The organism is Flavobacterium rivuli WB 3.3-2 = DSM 21788 (assembly GCF_000378485.1).
Classification (GTDB): domain Bacteria; phylum Bacteroidota; class Bacteroidia; order Flavobacteriales; family Flavobacteriaceae; genus Flavobacterium; species Flavobacterium rivuli.
The window spans coordinates 1-24,108 of sequence record NZ_KB899979.1 but is presented as its reverse complement, the minus strand read 5'-3'; the positions used below and the strand labels follow the sequence as shown (position 1 = coordinate 24,108).

24 protein-coding genes are annotated in these 24,108 nt (G+C 37.2%); 4 read left to right on the top strand and 20 right to left on the bottom strand.

From position 1 onward, the window contains the following. Positions 1-162 precede the first annotated feature (162 nt). The gene (locus F565_RS0119640; RefSeq protein ID WP_020214957.1) at positions 163-375 is read left to right on the top strand and encodes a hypothetical protein; all 213 of its coding nucleotides are present in this window, start codon (positions 163-165) and stop codon (positions 373-375) included. Here the strand turns inward: F565_RS0119640 and F565_RS0119635 are convergent, their stop codons facing one another. Together F565_RS0119635 and F565_RS0119630 are read right to left on the bottom strand one after the other, a co-directional pair. Continuing rightward, positions 376-1,428 carry a glycosyltransferase family 9 protein gene (locus F565_RS0119635; RefSeq protein ID WP_020214956.1) on the bottom strand — a complete coding sequence of 351 codons (1,053 nt, stop codon included), beginning with the start codon at positions 1,426-1,428 and terminating at the stop codon, positions 376-378. 5 nt (positions 1,429-1,433) lie between these two features. Then, entirely contained in the window at positions 1,434-2,039 is a 606-nt protein-coding gene (locus F565_RS0119630) for a DUF4254 domain-containing protein (protein WP_020214955.1), read from the bottom strand. 66 nt (positions 2,040-2,105) lie between these two features. Between F565_RS0119630 and upp the strand changes: the two genes are divergently transcribed. Further along, the gene (gene upp / locus F565_RS0119625) at positions 2,106-2,759 is read left to right on the top strand and encodes a uracil phosphoribosyltransferase (protein WP_020214954.1); all 654 of its coding nucleotides are present in this window, start codon (positions 2,106-2,108) and stop codon (positions 2,757-2,759) included. On the opposite strand, the gene F565_RS0119620 is transcribed toward upp, so the two are convergent. Further along, positions 2,754-3,683, bottom strand: a complete 930-nt coding sequence (locus tag F565_RS0119620; RefSeq protein WP_020214953.1) for a DUF6427 family protein — start codon at positions 3,681-3,683, stop codon at positions 2,754-2,756. The genes upp and F565_RS0119620 overlap by 6 nt on opposite strands. Before the next feature lie 47 nt (positions 3,684-3,730). On the opposite strand from F565_RS0119620, the gene F565_RS0119615 reads away from it, so the two are divergent. Next, on the top strand, positions 3,731-3,961 hold the full coding sequence (locus F565_RS0119615; protein ID WP_020214952.1) for a DUF6341 family protein: 231 nt from the start codon (positions 3,731-3,733) through the stop codon (positions 3,959-3,961). Here the strand turns inward: F565_RS0119615 and purD are convergent, their stop codons facing one another. The 17 genes from purD to F565_RS0119530 all read right to left on the bottom strand — a co-directional run bounded on the left by purD (position 3,962) and on the right by F565_RS0119530 (position 23,280). Beyond that, complete coding sequence (purD, locus tag F565_RS0119610; RefSeq protein WP_020214951.1) at positions 3,962-5,233, bottom strand: phosphoribosylamine--glycine ligase; 1,272 nt, start codon at positions 5,231-5,233, stop codon at positions 3,962-3,964. Positions 5,234-5,266: 33 nt separating this feature from the next. Beyond that, positions 5,267-6,634, bottom strand: coding sequence for an undecaprenyl-phosphate glucose phosphotransferase (locus F565_RS0119605; RefSeq protein ID WP_035642679.1), 1,368 nt, complete (start codon positions 6,632-6,634; stop codon positions 5,267-5,269). An 86-nt stretch (positions 6,635-6,720) separates the two neighbouring features. After that, complete coding sequence (locus F565_RS0119600; protein WP_081621370.1) at positions 6,721-8,043, bottom strand: O-antigen ligase family protein; 1,323 nt, start codon at positions 8,041-8,043, stop codon at positions 6,721-6,723. Further along, positions 7,979-9,091 carry a DUF1972 domain-containing protein gene (locus F565_RS0119595; protein WP_020214948.1) on the bottom strand — a complete coding sequence of 371 codons (1,113 nt, stop codon included), beginning with the start codon at positions 9,089-9,091 and terminating at the stop codon, positions 7,979-7,981. The genes F565_RS0119600 and F565_RS0119595 overlap by 65 nt, the downstream gene beginning before the upstream one ends. A 72-nt stretch (positions 9,092-9,163) precedes the next feature. Continuing rightward, the gene (locus tag F565_RS0119590) at positions 9,164-10,309 is read right to left on the bottom strand and encodes a glycosyltransferase family 4 protein (RefSeq protein WP_020214947.1); all 1,146 of its coding nucleotides are present in this window, start codon (positions 10,307-10,309) and stop codon (positions 9,164-9,166) included. Then, positions 10,309-11,568: a hypothetical protein gene (locus F565_RS0119585; protein WP_020214946.1), complete on the bottom strand. Its 1,260-nt coding sequence runs from the start codon at positions 11,566-11,568 to the stop codon at positions 10,309-10,311. The genes F565_RS0119590 and F565_RS0119585 overlap by 1 nt, the downstream gene beginning before the upstream one ends. Positions 11,569-11,628: 60 nt before the next feature. Then, a complete protein-coding gene (locus F565_RS0119580) occupies positions 11,629-12,906 on the bottom strand; it encodes an oligosaccharide flippase family protein (RefSeq protein WP_020214945.1) in 1,278 nt (425 codons plus the stop codon). Positions 12,907-13,032: 126 nt separating this feature from the next. Further along, the gene (locus tag F565_RS0119575) at positions 13,033-13,587 is read right to left on the bottom strand and encodes a hypothetical protein (protein ID WP_020214944.1); all 555 of its coding nucleotides are present in this window, start codon (positions 13,585-13,587) and stop codon (positions 13,033-13,035) included. Positions 13,588-13,738: 151 nt separating this feature from the next. Continuing rightward, positions 13,739-15,589, bottom strand: coding sequence for a glycosyltransferase family 39 protein (locus tag F565_RS0119570; RefSeq protein ID WP_020214943.1), 1,851 nt, complete (start codon positions 15,587-15,589; stop codon positions 13,739-13,741). A gap of 21 nt (positions 15,590-15,610) precedes the next feature. Continuing rightward, on the bottom strand, positions 15,611-16,339 hold the full coding sequence (locus F565_RS0119565; protein ID WP_020214942.1) for a glycosyltransferase: 729 nt from the start codon (positions 16,337-16,339) through the stop codon (positions 15,611-15,613). Position 16,340: 1 nt separating this feature from the next. After that, on the bottom strand, positions 16,341-17,213 hold the full coding sequence (rfbD, locus tag F565_RS0119560; RefSeq protein ID WP_020214941.1) for a dTDP-4-dehydrorhamnose reductase: 873 nt from the start codon (positions 17,211-17,213) through the stop codon (positions 16,341-16,343). Continuing rightward, positions 17,207-17,758: a dTDP-4-dehydrorhamnose 3,5-epimerase gene (gene rfbC, locus F565_RS0119555; RefSeq protein WP_020214940.1), complete on the bottom strand. Its 552-nt coding sequence runs from the start codon at positions 17,756-17,758 to the stop codon at positions 17,207-17,209. Before rfbC ends, rfbD begins: the two co-directional genes overlap by 7 nt. Positions 17,759-17,776: 18 nt before the next feature. Next, a complete protein-coding gene (locus F565_RS0119550; RefSeq protein WP_020214939.1) occupies positions 17,777-18,769 on the bottom strand; it encodes a hypothetical protein in 993 nt (330 codons plus the stop codon). A gap of 6 nt (positions 18,770-18,775) precedes the next feature. After that, positions 18,776-20,464, bottom strand: a complete 1,689-nt coding sequence (locus F565_RS0119545) for a DUF6909 family protein (protein ID WP_020214938.1) — start codon at positions 20,462-20,464, stop codon at positions 18,776-18,778. A gap of 86 nt (positions 20,465-20,550) precedes the next feature. After that, a complete protein-coding gene (locus F565_RS0119540) occupies positions 20,551-22,044 on the bottom strand; it encodes a GH3 family acyl-acid amido synthetase (protein WP_020214937.1) in 1,494 nt (497 codons plus the stop codon). Between the two features lie 13 nt (positions 22,045-22,057). Further along, positions 22,058-22,411: an SdpI family protein gene (locus F565_RS0119535; RefSeq protein ID WP_020214936.1), complete on the bottom strand. Its 354-nt coding sequence runs from the start codon at positions 22,409-22,411 to the stop codon at positions 22,058-22,060. After that, complete coding sequence (locus F565_RS0119530; RefSeq protein ID WP_020214935.1) at positions 22,411-23,280, bottom strand: murein hydrolase activator EnvC family protein; 870 nt, start codon at positions 23,278-23,280, stop codon at positions 22,411-22,413. Before F565_RS0119530 ends, F565_RS0119535 begins: the two co-directional genes overlap by 1 nt. Positions 23,281-23,474: 194 nt before the next feature. On the opposite strand from F565_RS0119530, the gene tatA reads away from it, so the two are divergent. Beyond that, on the top strand, positions 23,475-23,660 hold the full coding sequence (gene tatA / locus F565_RS0119525; protein WP_020214934.1) for a twin-arginine translocase TatA/TatE family subunit: 186 nt from the start codon (positions 23,475-23,477) through the stop codon (positions 23,658-23,660). Positions 23,661-24,108 lie beyond the last annotated feature (448 nt).

Below are 24,108 nucleotides of genomic sequence, written 5' to 3'. Positions count from 1 at the left end.
ACCCTGATTACTTACTACACACAGTATTTTCCGGCCCCTGCAAGGTTTTAAAAACCTTGTAGGTTTATTACTTATCCCGTTTGATACTGATTAGCAAAACACGTTAGCTGTTCATGCATAGGCGGGTTTGTGTCTCACAAAATAATAGCGTATTTTTGCGGCATGATAAACGACTTAAGCAACCTTTTTACCGCACAGACTGATAATAAGGTTATTGTTTTTAGCACTAATTTAAAAGATTTTGTGATATCGCTTAACAGCGTTGCTAAAAACCTAAAGCCCTATATGTTTTACTACAGGGCGTTTAAAAAGACCGATTTTATGGAGCATACTGCTGCCGATGGCCGCAAGTTCTATCTTCAAAAAGTAGTATAGTTATTTACTTAGCACCTCATTTACCCTGGCTATAACAGCTGCCGGTGTTATGGTGCGCATGGCATCTTCATAACCCGGTACCACTTTATTACCATAAATAGAGGTGGGCAGCATAGGATATTTATCCCTGTCAGACACTAACGCATTGCTTAAAGGCTGTTTAAATGGCCCAAAACCTGCATAAGGGTGGGTAGCACCCCAAAGGGTAATTACTTTTACACCCTGCATGGCTGCCATGTGTGCATTAGCACTATCCATACTTATCATAACATCCAGGTTGCTTATAAGTTTAAGTTCCTGTCTTAATATAAACAGCCCGCCTGCTATAACTATAATATCCGGATGCCCGTTTGCATATTCCTTTAATATTTTAGACTCTGCCCTGCCCCCTCCAAAAAGAAAAACCTTAGTATCGGGAGTATTGGCAAGCTTGTTTATAACTTCTACCATTAAGTCTTTGGGGTATACCTTGCCTTTATGCTGGGCAAAGGGCGCTATACCTATCCACCTGCCGGTTTTAGTACCGGTAACGGCTATAACATCATCGCTAAGAACCTGTACCGGTGGAAAGTTAACATTGTCAAGATCTATAGGGAAACCCAGTTGTGCCAATACATCGGCATGCCTTAGGGTAACCTGCGGCAGTGGTTTAAAAACTTTATTTTTAAGAGCTGTGAGCTGTGCCCGCTCCTTACGAAGCTTATCTGTAGTAGCTGTTTTTTTACCCTTAAATGCAAACAGTTTTGTTATAACCTTAGACCGCATAACGTTATGCAAATCGGCTACGGCATAAATGTGCAGGTTGCGCAGTTCTTTAAACAACTTCCATAAACCAAAAAAACCTTTATGAAACCGTTCAAAATCAGTTTCATAAAAGTTTACATTAGGTATATTTTCAAAAAAAGCCCTGTAGCTGCCGCGCGATGCCACAGTTACCTTAACATCCGGGTATTGCTGCACAAGTGCCCGTATTACAGGCACCGTCATAGCAACATCGCCCATAGCCGAAAACCGCAAAATGAGCAGGTGCTTTTGTCTTTTTTTGTGTGGCATTCAGCCTATTTTTTGTTTTGGTAAAGCACAGGGTTAAGCTCGTTGTCGTTATACATTTTCATTTGCTTGTATACTTTCATAAATTTAGTACCTGCCTCAATATCAGTAAGCAGGGTATCTATAGCAGTGCTAAGATCCTTTTTTTGCTCTAATAATATATTAAGTTTCTCTGTACATTTAAGCCTGTGTTCTGCAGAGGCATCTTCTCGGGTGGCCTCCTCGTTCATGTGGTAAATTTTAAGTGCAAGTATAGACAGCCTGTCTATAGCCCATGCCGGGCTTTCAGAGTTTATGGTGGCATTTTCATTTGGCGTTACATTGCTGTATTGCTGCAGGAAATAGCTGTCTATATACTCTACCATATCTGTACGTTCCTGGTTAGATGCATCAATTTTACGCTTAAGCGTAAGTGCTGCCACAGGGTCTATATCGGGGTTACGAATAATATCTTCAAAATGCCATTGCACAGTATCTACCCAGTTTTTGGCATAAAGCAAGTGCTCTATTTTATCCTTACCAAAAGGGTTGTTAATAGGTTGGTCTACGCTGTCATACTGGTGATAGTCGTTTATGCTTTGTTCAAAAATAGGATAGGCGATACCTGAAAACATACTTTTTATTTTTTTACAAATATAGTTTTAATACTTTTATCCTCATAATACAAAATTAAACGTAAAATGCAGGTACATAACCTTTCTAAAAACAACAGCATACTCAACCATTTTTTGGCACAGATACGTGATGTAAATGTTCAGAAAGACAGCCTGCGCTTTCGTAAAAATATGCAGCGCATAGGCGAAATAATGGCGTATGAAATTAGCAAATCGCTGTCTTATGCACCTGTAGCTGTAACTACACCTTTAGGCATAAAAAATACTACAGCCATACAAACCCCCATAGTAATATGCTCTATTTTACGTGCCGGATTAATATTGCATGATGGCCTGCTTTCTTCTTTTGATGATGCAGAGAACGGGTTTATATCTGCCTACCGCCATCATTATAACAACGATGATGCCTTTGATATTCAGGTAGATTATAAGGCTGTACCATCTTTAAACGACAAGATATTAATATTAGCCGACCCTATGCTTGCCACAGGGTTATCGTTAGTAGCGGTATTTAAAAAGTTACTGGAAAATGAATTGCCTAAAGAAATTCATATTGCCGTGGTTATTGCTGCTCCGGAAGGTATTGCTTATGTACAGCAACAACTGCCTGATAACTGCCATTTATGGATAGCCGATACAGATAGCCACCTTAACGACAAGAAATATATAGTACCGGGACTTGGCGATGCCGGCGACCTGGCTTATGGCGTTAAGCTATAACTGCATAAAAAATATAAAAATGGCAATCGCCATTACTCCCATAAGGGCGGCTTCGCGTATCCATTTATTATCCTGGGCTTCTATAAAATTTGCCCCCATAATAGCAAGTGGCGCAAAGGTAAAGGCAAGAAAACTATTGTTTTTACCGGCAGATAATACATAAATACCCACCCCGGCAAGAAACGAGAACAGTACTTTTTTATGAGATGCCTGCAGGTTTAAAGGTTTACTGCTTAGCCCAATAGTATATGGCCATACAAATAAAACAACTATTGAGGCATAGAGGGCAAGAGCAATATTTTGATAAACGTTTTCAAAATACGTAAAATCAAAACCCGGGGTAACCTCTTCGAGTATGTGGTTAAAGAACTGGTGCCCCACCATAAGCCCTATCATTAAATACAATACAGCTACTGCAAAAAAGGCTATAAAAGGTATAATCCAGTTGCGGTAATCGCGCGATACGTGAAACACTATTGATATGAATACCAGAATTATAAACAGTATACACCAAAAGTGGAATATCGTGGCGGCAAATATCCAGAAGGAAGCGTCGAATATTTTTTCTTTTGGGGTTATAAGTGATTGCAGCGAGATAAGCCTGCGCAGTGACAGCAGCAGGAAAAAGTTTGCAATAATTATATTTTCGTTTATAAGTGTGGTAGGAAAAAGCACCAAAAAAAACAGGAACAAAGCCAGGGCATAACTGTTTGCCCTGGTTAATGTGTTCCTTAATGTTATAAAGCCTGTAAGCAGTAATGACCCTCCTAATAGTAATAGCAAGCACAGTTTTTTTATTACTAAAATGTACGAATTTGTCCACGACGTATCTTTAAGCACATACATGGCATAGAACAAAACAAGTGCACCGCCAATTAAAACGTAATTTATGGGCCTTGATTTACTAAAAATACTTGCTAACATGTGATTATTTTATACATTTGTGACTGAACTATAATACTTATCTGAAAATGACAGCATTTTTTGAAGCCATAGGATCTTTTTTTACTGATTTCCTTTTTGTTCCGTTGCATTTTTTACGCAACCTTGAGTTAGCTAACTGGTGGACTGCCAACACAATAACTTGGATGTTTATCCTTATTTGCTGTGCAGCTTTTGTATACTGGTGTAAACAAATTGCAATTTTTGACAAAACCGGAGAAGACAATCAGGATACTACAGCGCACTCGTTCTTATCTTAATTATAAGTCGAAGCCTATATCTGTTCTAAAATACATCTTATCAAAATGTAGTAATGCTATGTTTTGGTAAGATTTTTTTATGGCTTCTTTATAATCATGCCCGTAAGATGTTACAGCAAGCACACGGCCACCGGCACTAACGGCATCATCTCCGCTCACGCTTGTACCGGCATGAAATACTATAGAACCTTCTACCTTATTAAGGCCTGTAATTACTTTCCCTTTTTCATAATCTTCAGGATAACCGCCAGATACTAACATTACTGTTGCAGCACTTTTAGGGTTTACAGATAGTACGGTTTCATCCAGTTTTTGGTTTGCCACAGCAATAAATAATTCTACAAGGTCACTTTGTAATCTTGGTATTACCACTTCGGTTTCCGGGTCGCCCATACGCACGTTGTATTCTATTACAAACGGGTCGTCGCCCACTTTTATAAGCCCTATGAATACAAACCCTTTGTAATCTATATTATCGTTTATTAGACCCTGAATAGTAGGTTTAACAACACGCTCTTCTACTTTTTGCATAAAAGCATCATCTGCAAACGGCACCGGAGATACAGCACCCATACCACCCGTGTTAAGCCCTTTATCGCCTTCGCCTATGCGTTTGTAATCTTTAGCAGTAGGCAATACTTTATAGCTTTTACCATCGGTAAGTACAAAGCAGCTAAGCTCTATACCATCAAGAAATTCTTCTATAACAACCTTAGTACTTGCCTGGCCAAATTTTTCGCCTACAAGCATGTTTCTAAGCTCCTGTTGCGCTTCGGCAAGATCCTGCAATATAAGCACGCCTTTACCGGCCGCAAGACCATCTGCTTTAAGCACGTATGGCGCCTGCAGGGTTTCTAAAAAAGCACAGCCCTGCTCTACGGTTTCTTTAGTAAAACTATCGTAAGCGGCAGTAGGGATATTATTTTTTACAAGGAATTTTTTAGCAAACTCTTTACTGCCTTCCAGCTCTGCACCATGCTGAGACGGGCCTATAACAGGAATAGCTGCAAGGGCGGCATCATTTTTAAAAAAATCGTATATGCCTTTTACTAAAGGGTCTTCGGGACCCACAACAACCATGTTTACAGCCTGCTCTAAAACAAAGCTTTTTATCGCTTCAAAATCAAGGGGGCTAATGTTTATATTTTGTGCTATTGTGGCAGTACCGGCATTGCCCGGCGCTACAAAAAGGGTATTGCACAATGGGCTTTGCAGCATTTTCCATGCAAGTGCATGCTCCCTCCCTCCAGAACCAAGTAGTAAAATATTCATGTTGTTGTGTGTTTATTTTTGCAAAGGTAATTATTAATAAGCTTTTTCTTCGCCCATAAATATGTTTACCACTGTTTGTATTATAATTTTAAAATCAAGGAGCAGCGACCAGTTCTCTATATAAAACACATCATACTTAATGCGGTTTATCATGTCTTCGTCGTTAGTAATTTCGCCCCTAAAGCCCCTTACCTGTGCCAGCCCTGTAATACCGGGCTTAACATACAGGCGCACCATGTATTTTTTAATCCTGCTGCTGTAAAGGTTATTCTGCGTCCATAAATGCGGTCGCGGCCCCACTACAGACATTTCTCCATGCAGCACGTTTAAAAACTGCGGCAGCTCGTCTATACTTGTTTTGCGTATAAACTTGCCTATACGGGTTACACGGGGGTCGTTCCTGGTTACAGACTGCTCTGTGGTTTCGTTTATTTGCATGGAACGAAATTTGTAGCAAAAAAATTCTTTTTCGTTATGCCCGGGGCGGCTTTGCTTAAAGAACACAGGCCCTTTAGATTCTAACTTTATAAGTATGGCAAGCAGAGGTGCAAGCCATGACAATACAAGTATAATAACCAGCATAGAAAATGCAATATCAAAAACCCGCTTTATAACTTGTGCTGCAGGTTCGTGTAACGCTGTTTTGCGTAAAGACAGTACCGGAAAAAACTCATAGTAATCTATACGCAGGTTTTTAGAGAATATCTCTTTAGTATCGGGTATAAATTTTATGGTTTTGTTTGTAATATCGGCAAAGTTAACAAGGTCTTTTAGCTGGTCATTGCTAAGCTCGTTAAGGGAGCAGTAAATTTCGTCTATGTGATTTTCTTTTACAAAGGTTTTAATATCTGCAATGCGGCCTTTTACATCATTGTTTACTGCCGTATCAGAAAAAAACCCCGAAAAGCGGTAGCCATATTCTGTTTTTTCTTCAAAAAAACTTTTTAATCTAAGGGCGTCCTGTGTATAGCCTATAATTACTGCGTTCCTGTAATTGCTACCGGTAACCATCCTGTATTTTTTAAGGTAATAAAACAGCAGGAATTTAAAGAGTGTAATTAATGCAAATATTACAACCATGTACTTAGCCGTAGCCTCGCCACTAAAAACTGTTTGCTTTGCAAAAGGAAAAAATGCTATTACCACTAACAGGAATATAATGCCCTGCTTAACCAGCATGGCTCCTATTTGCTGTGGCGGAGTGTATCTGTATACTTCGTAAAACTCTGAAAAATAAGCTATAATAGACCAGCACACAAATTGGTATATACCAAAATGCAGGTTGTTTAACCCAAGGCCCGTAAAAAACATGGGAAAGAGCAGCGTAATTACTAAAACATCAAAACTGATGTTGATTAATCTCAGATATTTTGAGTACCCTTCCCTGTCAGATAAAATCATTATATGTATAAATCCTGAGAGAGGTTTATTTCTCTCTTTTTAATAAATAGTTACCACATTGAGTGTAAACCACTCAATATCTAAACCTAAGCATCGGGAGCTTGTGCCGGCTTAAATACACGTTGCGGATACAAGTCGTTAAAAAGGCAATAAAAAACTGTAAAAAATACTACGCCCCTTTGCCTCCATAAAAATGTCTCGGTCAAAAATAAGCTTATCATAAGAATTGCAAAAGCAATATGCACAAAATATTTTTGTTTAATGCCGTTTACCAAATTGATAATGGCCATTATAAAAATGATGAGTACACCAAAAATGCCCAAATCGGCAAAGGCTTCTACATACTGGTTATGAAAATTTAGCTTATTATAGCCCACATTTTCATCGTTACCGTGGTACAGGTTATGCTCATTTCCCTTAGCCTCTATTTTAATGCCGGAGTTATTAAGCCCATAACCGGTAAATAATATAGGGTCTTCCTGCAGCATCTCTGTAAATATCCGTATTTGGTAGGTACGAAAAGCAGTACCGTTAAAATAGTCGTTAGACGAAAATTGATTGTTACTCCATGCTTCATTTATTGTTACATTATGTATGCCCATAGAAGTTACTGTAGCACCTGTCTCTGTTTCATGAACAAACCTTTGGTATATTTTGCCATAGTAGCCCAATATTGCTGCAAGAATGCAAAACGTTGCTATAGCGGTTATCCTGGCTTTTTTTGCCATACCCGAAAAGAACAGGTAGTAATTAATTATAAGAACTACGTCTATAAAAATTATATTTTTAGAGGATAGCATAAAAACCATTATCAATAAAAAAAGCATAGAAACATTACCCATAATGGTTTTGTGCGTTCTGGATAAGAACTCGAACAATGCCAGCGAAAAAAGTACAGAGAGGTATATAGCATTAAGCCCCACCCCGGCAAGCTCATGGTAAAAAAGAACATTTGCATTGCCGGTGGCAGTATACCTTACTATTGCCCTTATTAAGCAATACAGGCCAAAAAGGCACATGCCTATGCTGTAGTTTTTTAAAATATCATCTACACCGCGGCGGCCCAGGCGCCTGTTTAAAAAGAAAGCGAGCGGTATAAAAATGAGCGATGCCTCTTTGCCCAGTGCCTTTATAGATGCAGTACAGTTTACAGACCATAATACAGAGGCAACCATTAATAAAAATAACAGTACCGGCCATAACAATACAGACCTGAAAGAAACATCCTGCCGGCGTACAGCCAGTACAGATAACAGTACAAAAAATATAATTGAGATACTGTTATACACATTGCCCATAGGAATTGTTATTGCTACAAGCGATAATAAAAAAACCAAAAGTTTTTTACCCGGAGACAGGCCTATTCTTTTTAGCAAAGCATTCCTCGAAAAATTGTAGATATTCGCCATTAATCTTATCCCAGTTAAAATCGTGCACTATGGCATTATAATTATTGTCAATTTTTTCTAAATTCTCCTCTCTTTTAAGGGTGGTAAGCAGCTGTGCCGCCTCTGCCGGATTAGAGAAGTAGTAAGCATTATCTTTAAGTATAGCGCGGTTAAAATCGTTATTGTGTGCTATAATAAATGCCCTTGATGCCATGGCCTCCAGCAACGACGGGTTTGTACCCCCCACAGAGTGCCCATGAAAATAAAGCTTAGAGTAATAACGCAGGTTATTTAAATAAGTTATGTTAAAAATACCACCGGTAAACCTAATATTGTTATAAGATTCATATTTCTTTTTTAGGTATTCGCCATACTTTGTGGTATTGTTGCCCACTATCAGTATGGTAGTTTTATCATTGCCATCTGCTACACCCTGCAATACCATGTCTATGTTATTTTCGGGTTCAAAGCGGGCAATGATCATGTTGTAGGCACCTTTCTCTACACCATATTCTTTTAAAATAGCATCATCTGGCGTTGTAAACGGGTGTGCGCCATAAGGTATATACTGCGAGTCTTTTTTGTATTTGTTTTTAAGGTATGATTGTATACCTAAAGAATCGGCTACCATGTAATCACTACTGTTAGCAGCAAGTTTTTCGGCAAACTTTAAAAATTTTTGAACCGATGGCGAATATTTAGAGCGTTTCCACTCCAGCCCATCCATATTAGTTACTATAACCGGTTTTTTGGGCAGTAAAAAATACCATATAGAGTTGCTTGTGTAACCAAGCTGAAGTATAACATCAAAATTATGTTTGCGGGAATCTGTAATACAGTTATAATCGTAAATAAACTGCCCAAACGTACCCAGCTTATATTCCGGGTCATGCTTGTGTATAAGGTTTACCCCTTTAAAGGTTTTTTCCTGGTATAAGTGGTTATGGGAGTTGTATACGTAAACGTCATGCCCTTTATCTGCAAGGTACACAGAAAAATATTCGGCAAACTGCTCAAACCCGCTGTAATGGTTTGGTATTCCTCTTGTACCTACAATAGCTATTTTCATCGCTTATTTTTTGAAAACGCAAATATATGTTTTTAAATCATTATTCACTTTATTAAGCCCGCCTTATACGGTTTAATAAGTATTGAGTATACTCACCATTCCTTCTACATATTTTTCCTGAGAAAAAGACTCTTTAGCTCTTTCATACCCCTTTTTACCCATTTCTAAGCGCAACCCTGCATCATCTGTAAGTTGCTTAATAGCATCGGCAAGGCTTTGCTCGTTACCCGGCTCTACAAGAAAGCCCGTGCTGTTCTGTACCACAATCTCAGTTAGCCCGCCGTGATTAGCAGCAATTACGGGTTTTTTAGCCAGCATGGCCTCAAGTGCTACAAGCCCGAAGGACTCTGCCTCTGTAGATGGCATCACAGCAATATCTGTAATAGTCCAAACTGCCTCCAACTCTTTTGTAAATGGTACTGTTTTTACCTTATCACTAATATTTGCTGCCTGTATAATACCTTCCACCTCATGCAGGTAATATTCCTGCCCCGGTACCGGCGACCCCACAAAAAGTAGTTTTACATTGCTGTTTGCTAAAAAATTAATGTAAGTGCTCAAAAGCCATTTATGGCCTTTTAAACGACTTATCCTCCCTACAAGGGTAACAATTATGTCGGTGTGGTTAAAACCCAATAGCTGCCTTGTAATCCCCCCGGTTACGTGTTGCACAGCTTCAGGATCGAGGCCGTTATGTACCACAATACATTTAGATGCAATAGCGGGAATGCGGCCTGTAAGATTAGCCCGGGTTGCAGCCGAGTTACATACCACAACATTTGCATACTTGTTAAGCAAATATGTAAAAAGGCCGGCTATAATTTTAGGGTGTACAATTATTTCATGCACGTGCCATATATGCTTTATTTTGCGCTTGCGTGCATAAAACATGCCTAATAAAACGGCAAGGGTATTAGAATATACTATATCAAAATTATATTTTTCATTAAGCTTGTCTAACAGGGGTATTGTTCTTGCCAGTTCTTTAAAAAACAGAATCATGTTTTTAGGGGTAAACATTTTTCTGTACAGCTTAAGTACAGGTAATATAACCACTTTAATTCCTTTATTTTCCAGTTCCTGCACCAAAGGCCCCTGACCGGGCAAAATTACTAATATGCTGAATTTTGTTTTGTCAAGATCTCCCAACAGCAAAAGCAGCGTTTTATCGGACCCATACAATTCTGCCGACTGATGTATTACAAGAATGCTTTTCATTAATAAAATAGATTTTTACTCCCCGTTTTTAGCCTTTCACGTTTTATCATCATCTCCCTGTAGCATATTATAAAACCTATGATAATAGATTTGTTTTCAGTTTTGTAATAAAGCCCAAGCAATACCCAGCTGGAAAGGAATAGAAAAATTCCTGTTCCTAATAATAATAAATTAATTTGGGTTATATAATCATCCTGTGTTTTAGGCAGCTTACATAAATAAAATAAAAATAGTATATATAATGCAATACCTACAAGGCCGGCTTTTAAATATATTGTAATAAAACCATTGTGAAGTGTAGGCAGATACCTCATAAATTCGCCATCATTAGTCCATACTTCACGGCGAAGATCAACTGTAGAACCTAAACCTTTACCCAAAACAATCCCTACATTGGTTTCTCCAACCTGCTTTAAAGTAACAATTTTTTCGTAAGAGCGGTAATTGTCATTAAAATCCTCCCAGTTTTCTTTATTAACCTTAGATTTAAAAGCTTCAATTGGTGCATTTTTAACTTTAAACCAAAAGGCCTCCATGCCGGAACCGTTTCGAGAAAATTTCATGTTAAACAAAGCTGTATACAATAATATTATGAATACTATAAAACTGCCTATTACCTTTAATGAGCGCTTATTAATTTTAAAATAACCACTCATGGCCATCCAAAAAATTAAAAACTGCAAAAAATTTGTCCTGGATACATATAGAAATGATGAAATCAGCAGGATTGATAAAATAATTAATTTGCGGTTTTTAGAAAAATTGAGCTTAAAGCGATCGCTGTAAATAATAAGTAGTAAAGAATATACTTCAAAATCACTAAAGTAACCGCCATAGTGCCTTAACTCATGTATATTTAATACTCTATATACCACGATAGAGTAAGCAATTATACACAAATGTATAACCGCAATAAAAAGCCCTGTATATACAATTGTGTGAAATGGTTTAATATCTTCGTTTCTGCATAAATTGTAGCCCAGCAATAATCCTATTACGGGCTTTAATAAATAGCTTACATCTCTAAAGTAATTATATTGAAGAAACTCATTAAAGAAAGCGCTTATAAAAGCAATTCCTAAAATAGATGTAAATATAAATATATAAAATAATATTGTTGAGGAGTATCGTTGCTTTAAGGTTAATACAGCAGTTAGTGACCAAACAACAAATGTAAGTTCATAATTATTTAAATAGGTTACCGCTATGCAAAGCGCAAATAGTAACTGGTAGATCAGGTTTTTTTTTAACTTAATCATTGTATTTGTATATCATTATTTTTTAAACGCCGTTTTTTAATTGCTAAATATGGTACAACATTAAGCATTAACATTCTCTTTTTCTATCTGGCCTTTTAAAAAAAGGTATGAATATTTAAAGTATAGGGCGGCAACAAGCATTTCTGAAAGCAGTAAAGATAACACTATACTTATAATTCCATAGTTGTTTACTACAAGAAGCATGAGCACTATGGTTATGGCAGCAACACTCATAATTATCCTTACATAAGCCTTGTTCCTGTTTATAACAAACATTAATTGCTCTAACGGATAAGACAATGCCATTATAAAAGGAATAATTAAAGCTACCCTAAAAACAGGATCGAGCGTGGCAACACCATCATTAGCCACGTTAAAGAACAAGAGTATTTTTACAGAAAAAAAGTAAAGTGTTGTAGCTCCTGTACACATTATAAGTATGCTATATCCTGTATATTTTTTCCAGAATGTAAATCCTTCCACCACATTTTTTGATATCTTATAGCAAACTGAAGGATAAAAAAACCTCAAAAATACTTGTATAAATGTTCTAAACATGCTTAATACCCTTTCTATTATGGCATATTGGCCACCTGTAACATAACCTAAAAAATAGCTTACTATAAAAAATGGAGATAACTGTCTTGCTGAAAGGAAAAGTTGCGAGATACATAAAGAAAAGTCAGCCCGCAACACAGCCCTTATTTCTTTTACATTTGGCTTTAATAAATTTAAATGGTATTTTTTTATTACATAAATAAGAAATATAATATTAAAAATGAGAGAACTAAGTCCTAATACCATATTTACATATATATAATCGCCCTTGTACTTTAAAAATATATAAACAAAAATCACGTAAGTAACCTTAGATGCTATATTGATTGCACTAACGAGCCTGAAATTTTCTAAACCCTGTAAAAACCAGCAGGGATTAAACACCTGTGCTAAAATTATTGTGGTGCTAAAAAAGTATAACAACCGCTCGCTATATAAAAAGGGTACAAACCATATAAGTATACTGATTGCTAAAAACACTACTATAAAAATTACAAATTTGGAATAAAATGTTATGTTCGCTATTTCCTGTAATTTATTAGGGTTCTCCCTGTTTTCAGATACTTCTTTAGGGCTTTTTATCTCAAAGCCATAATCAACAATAAGTATTAAAAACAAAGCCATACTAAATCCTAAATTTACCTTGCCAAAGCCGTCTTCGCCACAAATAAGTACAATGTAAGGAATAACAATTAACGGACTTATAAGGTTAAATGCTTGTCCGGAACCATATATAAAAAAATTTAGTAGCCGCTTATTTTTAAGTATCGTTTTAATCATTTTTTTTTAAATCTTTAAAATTGCAATCGTGTACTTTAATAATAAAGAATTAACTATCTCCAGTAATAAATAAAAAAAGGCTAACCTCATTTGAGATAGCCCTTTTAATTAGCTTATAGGATTGTATTACTTAATAAGTTTAGCAATGGCATTATTTAATTCAGCACCCGGATAATAAAGTGCGGCAGAGTTACTTTTAAGATTTTGTTTAAAAGTAATAGTGCCTGCTGCAGCATCTATTTGTGTATCTATAGAGTCGTTCTTTACAAAATAAGTAAAAAAATCAGAACCTTTTATTTCAAAATCTTTATTATAACAAGTAATTTTAACTTTTTTCAAAAGTACATTTCCCTGGTTTTCTTTTGTTTTAAGACCAAAATCTAATCTTAATGCTTTAGGTACTATCCCATCAGGAAACTGGAACATAAGTTTTTGTTCACTACCCGCTTTTATGCCGGCCCATAGGGCTTTATCAGCAGTAAAATTTGTAGATCCATCTTCGGTGTAGTATACTGCAAAATCATCATTTTTATCTGTAGCAGCATCAACTTCTACTTTAAAATCAGGTTTTACTTCAGCAGTTTCAGCACTTGTTTCAGTTGTTTTAGTATCTGCATCTTTTTTGCAGGATATTACTCCCAATGATAAAATAGCAGCTAAAATAAAAATACGTGTTTTCATTTTTTTGTTAATTTTTTTGCAAAGGTATATAATTTTAAATTATGTTAAATACCAAGGTTATACAATTTTTTATATATACTTAATTATTTGATTTACAGTTATCTATTAATAAGTAATTGTTAGCAATAAAACATGCCACTACATAATGCTATTATTTGGTTATTGTCTTATCGGACATTAATAGCGATTCTTTTTTTGTTACAGGGTCTGTAAGATATAGTGCAAGTTTATAGGTTCCCGGTTCAAGATTGGTTTTATCAATTTGTATTGTAAATCCAGAGTTCGACAGGTCATATTTACTTTTAAAATATGTAGTAACATCTTCCCTTAAAACACTCTCAGTATCTAATACAATATCCTTTTTGTCTGTAACCAGCACAATTGATATTTTAGATTTCTCCATAGATTGGTCATGAAAATAGGCCCATCCAGTAACAGTAACCTTCCTGCCAAGATCCTTAACAACTTCAATAGAGAATTCTGCTTCAGATCCATTTCTGTCTTTATAAGGCTTAAATTGTTCAATGCCTCCGGTTGGTTTATAATCTGCCCTTGTATGATAATGTTTTGCAGCCGCATCAAACAGTTCTAATTTTTCATCAACAACATATAAACTATCTAAAAGTTTGAGCGTAGACTCTGAATCTTTATCCGGAAAATCAAAGTAGAGAGGATTTACATACCAAAATGATTCAGGTTTTTCATTCTCATTAGTAATGCGATACGCAATTTCATTTAAAGAATTATTTATTACTTTATGATGCTCCTCTGGCCTTAAATAGTATGAAAAAAAGAATTCAAAAGTAGAGTAAATTTTTTCGTTGTTTTTGTGGTGCTCTTTAACAAAAATAGATGCTTCTCTAAATTGGGTCTTTGTGTTTTTATTATAATAGTTTTTAACAAAAACAAGGTCTGTTAAAGAGAATATTATAAAAACTGATATTAAGGTTACCTTTACAGTACTGTTTTTTATATAGTTTATTCCTGCAGCTATTAGCAAAAAAACAGGGGGCAGTACATTTATAAAATACCTGCTTACAATCATTGGCAAATGCGCAAAAGACAGCAAAAAAGGTATGAAAATGCACATGAAAATCCAGATGAAGAGAATTTGGAAAGCAAAAACCGGCTTATCTGTTACAGGATTAATTTTATAATTGCTGGATTCTTCTTCGTTAAACACCTTATAAAGAAAATATAGAATTGCTATAACAGCAATAACGATAGCAATCTCTGAAAAACCAAAAAACTCTTTAAACATTGTAGTATATACATCTCTCTCAGGAACCGGAATCCAAAACGACTTTATTCCTTTTGTACTTAGAAAAATTACAAGAGAAGGTATAAAAGATATTAATGTAATTATACCTGAAATTAAGGCATGAAAAAATATTCTTTTCCACGTAGTATTATATGGCTTAATTATAAAATATAATATAATAAGATACTGTGTGCAAAGTGCAAATAAAGCATAGAAATGCGTATTAACCAGCAAAGCGGTACTAAAAGAGTATATTAATGCAGATTTTAATGTGGGCGTTTTAATATAACGAATTAAAAAAAGAAATGATAATGTTGTCGAAAAAAACAGCATGGTATACATCCTTGCATCCTGAGAATAATATATATCAAAGTGATTTATACATAACAGAGCCACTGCTATAAGCGCAACATTTTTATTAAAAAGTTCTTTTCCTAAATAGTATAACACTACAATGCCGCCTACTCCAAATAATAATGATACAAACCTCGCCACATAAATAGAATCTCCAAAAATTTCTAAGAAAAAATGTATCGTGTAATAATACAAAGGCGGGTGTACATCGCCCTTTAAAACTTCGAAAATTTCACCTAATGATTTATCAGAATGCGAAAATATTAACGTGAATATCTCATCACCCCATGGACTTTGAAAGTCTAAGTTGTAAATCCTAAATGCAAAGCTTAAAATTATAATCCCTAATAAGATGTAATTCTCTTTACACCAATTAATTATTTTCATGTTTTTATTTAAGTTAGATAATTATGAAACTTTTACGTTATAATTTGTGGTTAGTATATACATCTCCTTTAAAATTTTAAAAGCTGTCTTCCAGCCTAATTTAGAGCCTTCTACGTCTGTCCAGTTACGCAAAGGAAATTCTCTGCCGTTAAACATTAAGTCATTGTTTTTTAGCCTGATAAATATTTCCATATCAAAAAGCCAGGATGTTAAAAACGGCTTGTTAAATGCCGTTTTTGCAATGCTTACCGGAAAAATCTTTGCCCCGCACTGGGTATCGTACACCCCTAATTTAAACCTGAAATTTACTAATGTAACTATGATCCTCCCTATAATATGGCGGTACAGTTTTCTGTCAATATTTGTATTTAAAAGCTTTACCCTGCAGCCAGTAATAAAAAATTCCGGCTTCCTGTAAAGTTCTTTAAGCATTTTTAACATCTCTGGAACAGGTGTGCTAAAATCAGCATCAAAGTAACCAATGTGCGAATATATATCTTTACTTATAAGTTCGTTAGCGGCATTATAAATTGTGGTTGCCTTGCCTCTGTTCTGTTTATAATTAAATATAAAACAGCGCTCATTAAAATCCTTCACAATATCCTCGAGCACAATAATTGTATTATCTGTACTGCCATCATTTGCAAGATAAACATCAACCGATGACTGAGCTAATAATGAAACTACTAACTCTTTTTTAATTCTCTTCTCCTCATTATAGCAGGGAATTATTATGGCTATTTTTTGCATTTTAATTAACTCTATCTTTCTCTATATTATTTTCCAGAGAATCCTGCCAGTCTGGTATACTAATAGCAAAAGATGTTTTTATTTTTTGTTTGTTAAGCACACTATAAGCAGGCCTCTTAGCAGGCGTAGGATAAGCTTTAGTGGTAATTGGCCGTAAATCTATAGTAATTTTATTTACCTCAAATATTTTTTTTGCGAAATCATACCAGCTGCATTGCCCCTCATCACTAAAATGATATGTGCCAAATTTAGGGTTAGCCTTATTAGCAGCGTTATAAGCAATTATTGCAATAAGGGTATTAGCAAGGCTATTGGCATTAGTAGGTGTACCCACCTGATCGTTAACCACGCTTAGAGAGCTGCGTTCTGCAGCAAGCCTCAGCATGGTTTTCATAAAATTACTGCCATATTGAGAATATACCCATGATGTTCTTACTACGTAATACTGCTCAATGATTTTCTGGATTTCAATTTCGCCATCGCGCTTTGTTGTACCATAAACACTTTGCGGGTTTGTGGTATCATCCTCGTTATAAGGAGTTTTCTTAGTTCCGTCAAATACAAAATCGGTAGATATATGTATGAGTACGGTATTAAATGCTTTACATGTCCTGGCAATATTTGCTGCGCCGGCAACATTAACGGCATGTGCTTTCTCCGGCTCGCTTTCGGCTTTATCAACAGCAGTGTAAGCTGCAGTATTAATACAGTATTGTGGCTTTATTTTATCAAAAATATCATGCAGGCTTTGGGCATTAGTAACATCTGCCTCGGCAGATCCTGCAAAATAAAACTGTATATTATTATGCACCGGTGCCGCCGCTTTAAGTGCCTGCCCTAACTGGCCCGTTGCCCCTGTTACTAAAACTACCATACTTTTTTGCTGTTTTGCAAATCGGGCAGCGCAATATCCTTGTCAGATATCAGGAGATTTTCCTGTGCCATACCCCAGTTGATGCCTATGGATGGGTCATTATATACAATACCCCCTTCAGACTCTTTATTATATAGATTATCGCACTTATAAAAAAAAGTGGCAGTATCGCTAAGTACTAAAAACCCATGGGCAAAACCCCTGGGTATAAAAAGCTGCTTATTATTTGCCGCGCTAAGTACTACCGCTACATGGGCACCATACGTAGCAGATTCCGGGCGAATATCTACCGCCACATCTAATACATCTCCCTGTAGTACCCTTACAAGTTTAGCCTGGGCATAACTTCCTGTTTGGTAATGCAGCCCTCTTAAAACGCCTTTTGTGCTATAGGACTGGTTATCCTGTACAAAATTTATGGTAAGCCCTGTGCCGGCTTCAAATTTAGCCTGGCTAAAACTTTCCATAAAAAAGCCCCTGCCGTCGTTTATAACATTAGGTTCTATTATAAAACAGCCATTTGGCAGTGTAGGTGTAAATGTCATGTCCTGTTTAAACTACAATTAAATATTTGCGGCTGCTTTTCTTTTGTTAATCTCGTTTTTATAATACTTTCTAAAGTTATAAATAACTATAAACAGGAACAGGAACAGTAACGGTAATATAACTTTAGAACTGCTACTTAATTTAGTAACCTTGGTGTTAAGTAAAATTCCGTTGTCTTTAATTACCTTACTATTTTCTATACGTTTAGTATTGTAGTAAGATTTAGTTTCGGCAAGCGACTGTTTTGTTCTAAGCAGGTCGTTAATCGAAGTTTTTTCGTTTAAAGCTACAAGATTACTGCTTGCTACGCCTGATGAAGATGAATAAGCCCTGATCACGGCATCTATTTGATTTGAAATAGAATCGTTAGTTGCTATTGTCATTTCGAGATTACTGTAAAACGTTTTTTGCATTGATTTAAAGTAATCATTGTTCTCTAAATGTGTTAAAAGGGGGTCTATAAGATTTTTTTGCGTAGCCCTGCCCTTAGTAGTAATCGTAATTACATGGTTTTTATAATATTTACTGGTGGTATTATCTTCGAGCATTTTGTTCATATCACCATTTTCCGATATCAGTTTAAATAACTGAAATTTACTGTCGTTTTCTGCCACACCACCATTATCATCTATAAACTCATAGATATCTACAATAGCTTCTATCTCTATTTTCGCAATGTTGTCAGCATCCGTAATCCCTATTTTCTCAAGGTATTCATAATCCTTTTCCTTTAACTTAGCATTAATGCGGTTTACTTCCTCATAAAGGTAGTTCACACTTTTAAAGTTAGGCATAACGATAATTTTATGAGAAAATGTCTCGTTATCACTATCTAAATAGGTTCCTAAACCCACACCTACTACAATTAATGCCACGATAATTATAATATTGCGTATTATAAACTGTATTAAATTAAAAAAAGCATCATTTATACTATTAAAAACACCTTTAACTTTATCGGCCACCTGAGACAGGCTAATTTCATCAGAATTGTTAATCTGGTTTTGCATAACTATTTATTGGATATTAAATATTTGTTCTAAAATTTTTATGGTAATAAGGTAGGTAGGCTTTACACCCGTAGTGCCCAGGCCGCCGGATGCCAGTGTACTACCGGTCTCGAGAGGATTATCTGATGCATAATAGGCATAGCGCACTTTTACATCGGGGTTAATGCTCTTTCTTATTTTTGAGGCAGATTGTATGGCTTTCTGGTAATAGGCGCCTTCCATCTCCAGCCCTATAACGCCCCAGGTGCTCTCGTTAAAAAACTTAAGCAAGTCGCGGTTTTGCAATGATGTGCCTAATACTGTTACCATAGGGCCGCTGTAAACAGGGATTCCCTGGCCACTGAGCAATTCTTCGGTAAGTTCGTTTACAAACGGGTAGTTGTCTCCTGTACCTTCGTTTATATGGGCAGACGGTATCATGATATCTCCCTTGTTACCCTCTAATATACCTGCTTTACCCATTATGGATACCGACTGTACATTAAGCAATGTTCGTATATCTCCCTCTTTATAAGGTTTAAGCAGTTCGTCTATAGTTTCATAAGCCTGTTCGCCAAAAGCGTAGTCCATAACAATAATTACGGGTTTATCATCGCCCAGTTTAGCTGTAGGGAAAGACGTTTTAGAGAAGTCTATCTGTGCAGTGTCAAATATCTGTACATCTATATTAGTGCCAGATGTATCGGGCATGTAAACCATGCCGTTCTTTAGTGCAAAATCCTGAACTTTGTTACGGGTAACATCGTTACCACGTTTGCTCAGCTCTTCAAATATCTGGTAATTAGCGTTATCCTTAAACTTCGACTTAAGCACATCGGCTGCAAAAATAGAGTTCATAACACTGTGCATATTAGCGCTAATAATATGTATAGGCCTTTCCAGCAAGCCGTTTTGCTTAAGCACTGCCTTAATGTTATCGGCCCATATTTCGCCATGAATGTGGTGTCCAAGGCGTTCCTGCAATATAGGGCTAAAGGTAATGGTGCGCTTGGCACCGCCCATAGCCTCTTCTATAGCCAGTTTACCCAGCCAGTATATAACATGTAAAAACCTGTCCGGCTGCGCCTTGGTGCCAAAAGCATCATAAATATCTATGATTTCGGCAAAAGTGCGCCCCAGTATATTTGATACGTGCGATATCGATTTTTCGCGTTCTTCAAGTGTCAACGGTTCTTCATGTGCAATTGCCTGTTCCAGTTTTACCCAGTCGCGGCCCATCTCGCTGTTATCATCTACCAGTACGCGGTTCTTTATCTTTTCGGCTTCAATAAAAATAAAGGTAAGGTGTGTAAGTATATCATAAATATCAGAGCGGCCACGGGTTATCTCCACGTTCATTTGCTCTTCATCTATACGGTAACAGTTACGTTTACGTTTAGGCGGTACAATAGCTTTAAAATGAGATTTAGAATACCCCTCGTCAGACGTAAGGTTAATAAACCTGCACTGCTCTATACCCACCGGCAGGCGTTCTATAACATACAACAGGCCGTTAAGCTCGCCCTTTTCATCTGCTACCGACCCATAAATTTCCGGGCGAAGAGACAGTAATGCCTCCCTTAATGTATCGCCGGATACTCCCATGGGCTTATAAAACCCGCGGTTAAACAGGTGGCGCATGGTTATATAAAGGCGTTCTATAGCGGCAGAAGATTCCTGCGCACGCGACCGAGATATGTTTTTAATTCCCTGCATAGTATCTTTTATGGCAAATGTAGTATTTTATTTTTAGTTAGTTAACATTGCTTTAAGAGCTGTGTTATGGCTGTGTTATTACTTTTTTACTGAATTGTTTGCTGTAAGGCATCTGCAATTTTCCTGTCGTTACTTAACCGTGGCAGCTTGTTTTGCCCGCCCAGCTTACCTATAGATTTCATGTAATCCTGAAAGCCATTTTTGTCCACTTTTGTAATAACAACCGTACGCAATACATTGCCCACAATAAGGTCGTCATAATAAACATTTTGTTTGCGCATGGCTGCATCTATGCCCAGCGCAAAGGCATCCATATCTGCAGGTTCTTTTTCAAACTCTATAAACCATTCGTGATAGGGCAATCCTGACACCGGATTTATTTGCGGGGCAACAGTAAACTCGTTAATGCTAACCTTTGTTCCCTGCATGGCCTCGTTCATGGCGCTTTCTACTTCTTTACCAATTACATGCTCGCCAAATGCCGATATATAGTGTTTTATCCTGCCGCTAACAATAACCCTGTATGGCGCGAGTGATGTAAACTGTACGGTATCGCCTATATTATATGCCCACAAACCTGCATTAGTAGAAATTATAAGTACATAATTTACCCCCAACTCCACTTTGCCAATGGTATAACGGCGCGGACTTTCAGTAAAAAAATCATCGGCTTTAATAAACTCGTAAAAAATACCTGCGTTAAGCAGTAGCAGCATACCTTTTTCTTTCTGGCTGTCCTGGTAGGCAAAAAAACCTTCCGAAGCCGGGAAAAGTTCTATACTGTCTACCTTTCGGCCAATAAGGTTCTCGAATTTAGCACGGTAAGGTTCATAGTTTACCCCACCATATATAAACAGGTTAAAATTCTTAAAGATGTCCCCCACCTTTTTGCCTTCTTTTTGGTGCAGCTTTTCAAAATACATTTGTACCCACGACGGTATGCCCGATATTACCTGCATATCTTCATGGTAGGTCTCCCCTACTATAGCATCTACCTTGGTTTCCCAGTCGTCTATCATGTTGGTTTCCCAACTGGGCATGCGGTTTTTTTGTAAATAAGCCGGCACATAATGCGCCACAATGCCACTAAGGCGGCCAAACTGTATGCCGTATTTTTCATCAAGCTCCGGGCTTCCCTGCAAAAAGATCATCTTGCCATCTACAAAGCCTGCCTTGCCCGTTTCGTGAATGTAAGCCAGTATGGCATTCCTGGCAGCCTCTACATGATAAGGCATGCTCTCTTTTGTAAGCGGAATATACTTTGCCCCACTTGTAGTACCCGATGTTTTGGCAAAATACAGCGGCTTACCCGGCCAGAGAATGTTCTCTTCGCCATGCACCACGCGGTCTATATAGCTTTTTAAGCCCTCGTAATCACGCACAGGAACTTTTGCAGAAAACTGCTCGTAAGTGGCTATCCCTTCAAAACCGTGGTCTATGCCAAACTGGGTGTCTTTGGCCTTTGCCAATAATTGTGCAAACACCTTTTGCTGTATGGCAACAGGGTTGTTAGCCCATTTTTGGGTCCTGCCATGTATTATGGCTGCGAATATTTTTGCCCCTAATGTTTTTAAAGACATTGTATGTGTAATATTAAGATTTGTCGAATCGTTGTTTAATAGCCTTCTCTGTGCTGTATAATAAATAAGCCGCGCCTAAAAGGAGCAGGAATACACCTAAAAATTGTTTGATAGCTGTATCTACCGGGATAAAGTAAAACAATAACGATACTACTATCAGTACCACCGAAACTTTCATGGCCTGAACGGCACAAAAGCGTTGGGCAAAATCCCACCGTTTCTGCGATTTCATAGAACTACCGGTGCGGTAACCGTACAGGTCGTTTATTTTTTTAGGCGGGTAGTAATACATAACAAGCCCCATGCCCACAAAGGCAATACCACATATAAATGACGACAGGGCAATATTTGCAACAAAATCTTCCATTATTCAAAATCAATAAACTGGGTTGGGTTTATAGGATAGCCATCTTTCCAGAGCTCAAAGTGCAATGGTATACCACCCTGCTGTATGCCGCTACTGCCGGCCATAGCTATAACCTCGCCCGATTTTACAATATCTCCCTGCTCTTTTGTTACGCTGCCGGCCTGTTTGTAAACCGATATTATACCGTCGTTATGGCGCACTATAATTACATTGCCGTTAGTAGGTGTCCAGTCGGCAAGCAACACGGTTCCCGCGGCAATAGCTTTTATAGGTGTATTGTTAGCAAGGGCAACGGTTATATAAAATTGTTTTTTACTGGCATTGTAAGGCTGGATAATATGCCCTTTTACCGGGGCAAATAATACCTGCGTTACGCGGGGCTGTGCCTTTTCAAAAAGGTTATATTTATCTTCCAGAGCCACTTCCTGGCGCAGTTTAGCATCTGCTTCAGATGGTTTCATTTCCTCCGGCGAAAGTTCTTTTTGGCCTGTAGCAACTATAGAGTCGCGACTTAGTTTAGTAGGGTCAAGATCGCCGGTAAGTACTTTTTTAAGCGATGCCAGGTAGGCATCATTTTGCTGGATTACTTTAATGAGCGAGTCAGATTTTACGGCATTCTCGGTAGCTTCGCGCTTAAGTTTTGTAGAGGCGTAACCGGGAATATACTCCCTAAGGGGCGTAAATGCAATGATGTAAGTGGTAAGCGCAATCATTACGATACTTACGGTAGTAAGCCCCACAAACACGTTCATGAGGTTAAGCCTGAGCGAAAAAATTTCCTCAAAGGTATCTTCGTTAAGTATTACCAGGCGGTTTTTATTAAACAGCTTTTTCCTGATAATTTGTTTTTTAAGCCTTTTTGCCGGCATACTGTAGGTTTAATTGACAAATATACTAATCCCTGCTTATTTTAGTGTTTTGTGAGCAGTAAACCTTGCCCTAAAATAAGGGGTTCGCAATATTTTGTTTTATTTAACGCAAACCATAACCAAATAATTGTCGTAAATAGTTTAAGGAAATCAATTTATAATTAACTTTGTCTTTATAATTAAAATTTTGTGTCATGGGAAAATTAGGTATAACAGAAATACTCGTAATATTGGTAATTGTTGTATTACTGTTTGGTGGAAAAAAAATCCCCGAACTTATGAAAGGATTGGGTACCGGTATTAAAGAATTTAAAAATGCCGCTAAAGAAGGAGATGAGCCTGCTGTAAGTAAAAAAGCACAGGAAGAAAATAAATTATAACATGCCGTAAGCTGTTATAAACCAAACCCCTTTAGGTACTGCCTAAAGGGGTTTTTGATGTTGGGTTAGAATCAACTTCTTTCTAAAATGAAAGCTTGCTCTGTCATTCTGAGCGGAGTGCAGCGCAGCCGAAGAATCTCAATAATGATAGATATTACATTCGACCAAAGCGTAGCAGCCCGAATAGATCGCTTCGTGCCTCGCGATGACCAGGAACCCGGGATTTCTCCTACCTTTTAAATGCAAGTTTATGAGTCAACGGTTTCCATTTCGACCGAAGCGCAGCGTAGTAGAGAAATCTCAGCTATCATCGTGACGCTATAACATGAGATTCTTCGGCTGCGTTGCACTCCGCTCAGAATGACATAACCAGACTCTATTAAATGATTAATTTATAGCTGATTTAATATTGAAAAATCCGTATCTGCGGTTCTTCCATTTCGACCGA

Bases quoted from the DNA above. Each gene is read 5' to 3' on its own strand.
- F565_RS0119640 (WP_020214957.1), top strand. From the start codon at position 163: ATGATAAACGACTTAAGCAACCTTTTTACCGCACAGACTGATAATAAG.
- F565_RS0119635 (WP_020214956.1), bottom strand. From the start codon at position 1,428: ATGCCACACAAAAAAAGACAAAAGCACCTGCTCATTTTGCGGTTTTCG.
- F565_RS0119630 (WP_020214955.1), bottom strand. From the start codon at position 2,039: ATGTTTTCAGGTATCGCCTATCCTATTTTTGAACAAAGCATAAACGAC.
- upp (WP_020214954.1), top strand. From the start codon at position 2,106: ATGCAGGTACATAACCTTTCTAAAAACAACAGCATACTCAACCATTTT.
- F565_RS0119620 (WP_020214953.1), bottom strand. From the start codon at position 3,683: ATGTTAGCAAGTATTTTTAGTAAATCAAGGCCCATAAATTACGTTTTA.
- F565_RS0119615 (WP_020214952.1), top strand. From the start codon at position 3,731: ATGACAGCATTTTTTGAAGCCATAGGATCTTTTTTTACTGATTTCCTT.
- purD (WP_020214951.1), bottom strand. From the start codon at position 5,233: ATGAATATTTTACTACTTGGTTCTGGAGGGAGGGAGCATGCACTTGCA.
- F565_RS0119605 (WP_035642679.1), bottom strand. From the start codon at position 6,634: ATGATTTTATCTGACAGGGAAGGGTACTCAAAATATCTGAGATTAATC.
- F565_RS0119600 (WP_081621370.1), bottom strand. From the start codon at position 8,043: ATGGCGAATATCTACAATTTTTCGAGGAATGCTTTGCTAAAAAGAATA.
- F565_RS0119595 (WP_020214948.1), bottom strand. From the start codon at position 9,091: ATGAAAATAGCTATTGTAGGTACAAGAGGAATACCAAACCATTACAGC.
- F565_RS0119590 (WP_020214947.1), bottom strand. From the start codon at position 10,309: ATGAAAAGCATTCTTGTAATACATCAGTCGGCAGAATTGTATGGGTCC.
- F565_RS0119585 (WP_020214946.1), bottom strand. From the start codon at position 11,568: ATGATTAAGTTAAAAAAAAACCTGATCTACCAGTTACTATTTGCGCTT.
- F565_RS0119580 (WP_020214945.1), bottom strand. From the start codon at position 12,906: ATGATTAAAACGATACTTAAAAATAAGCGGCTACTAAATTTTTTTATA.
- F565_RS0119575 (WP_020214944.1), bottom strand. From the start codon at position 13,587: ATGAAAACACGTATTTTTATTTTAGCTGCTATTTTATCATTGGGAGTA.
- F565_RS0119570 (WP_020214943.1), bottom strand. From the start codon at position 15,589: ATGAAAATAATTAATTGGTGTAAAGAGAATTACATCTTATTAGGGATT.
- F565_RS0119565 (WP_020214942.1), bottom strand. From the start codon at position 16,339: ATGCAAAAAATAGCCATAATAATTCCCTGCTATAATGAGGAGAAGAGA.
- rfbD (WP_020214941.1), bottom strand. From the start codon at position 17,213: ATGGTAGTTTTAGTAACAGGGGCAACGGGCCAGTTAGGGCAGGCACTT.
- rfbC (WP_020214940.1), bottom strand. From the start codon at position 17,758: ATGACATTTACACCTACACTGCCAAATGGCTGTTTTATAATAGAACCT.
- F565_RS0119550 (WP_020214939.1), bottom strand. From the start codon at position 18,769: ATGCAAAACCAGATTAACAATTCTGATGAAATTAGCCTGTCTCAGGTG.
- F565_RS0119545 (WP_020214938.1), bottom strand. From the start codon at position 20,464: ATGCAGGGAATTAAAAACATATCTCGGTCGCGTGCGCAGGAATCTTCT.
- F565_RS0119540 (WP_020214937.1), bottom strand. From the start codon at position 22,044: ATGTCTTTAAAAACATTAGGGGCAAAAATATTCGCAGCCATAATACAT.
- F565_RS0119535 (WP_020214936.1), bottom strand. From the start codon at position 22,411: ATGGAAGATTTTGTTGCAAATATTGCCCTGTCGTCATTTATATGTGGT.
- F565_RS0119530 (WP_020214935.1), bottom strand. From the start codon at position 23,280: ATGCCGGCAAAAAGGCTTAAAAAACAAATTATCAGGAAAAAGCTGTTT.
- tatA (WP_020214934.1), top strand. From the start codon at position 23,475: ATGGGAAAATTAGGTATAACAGAAATACTCGTAATATTGGTAATTGTT.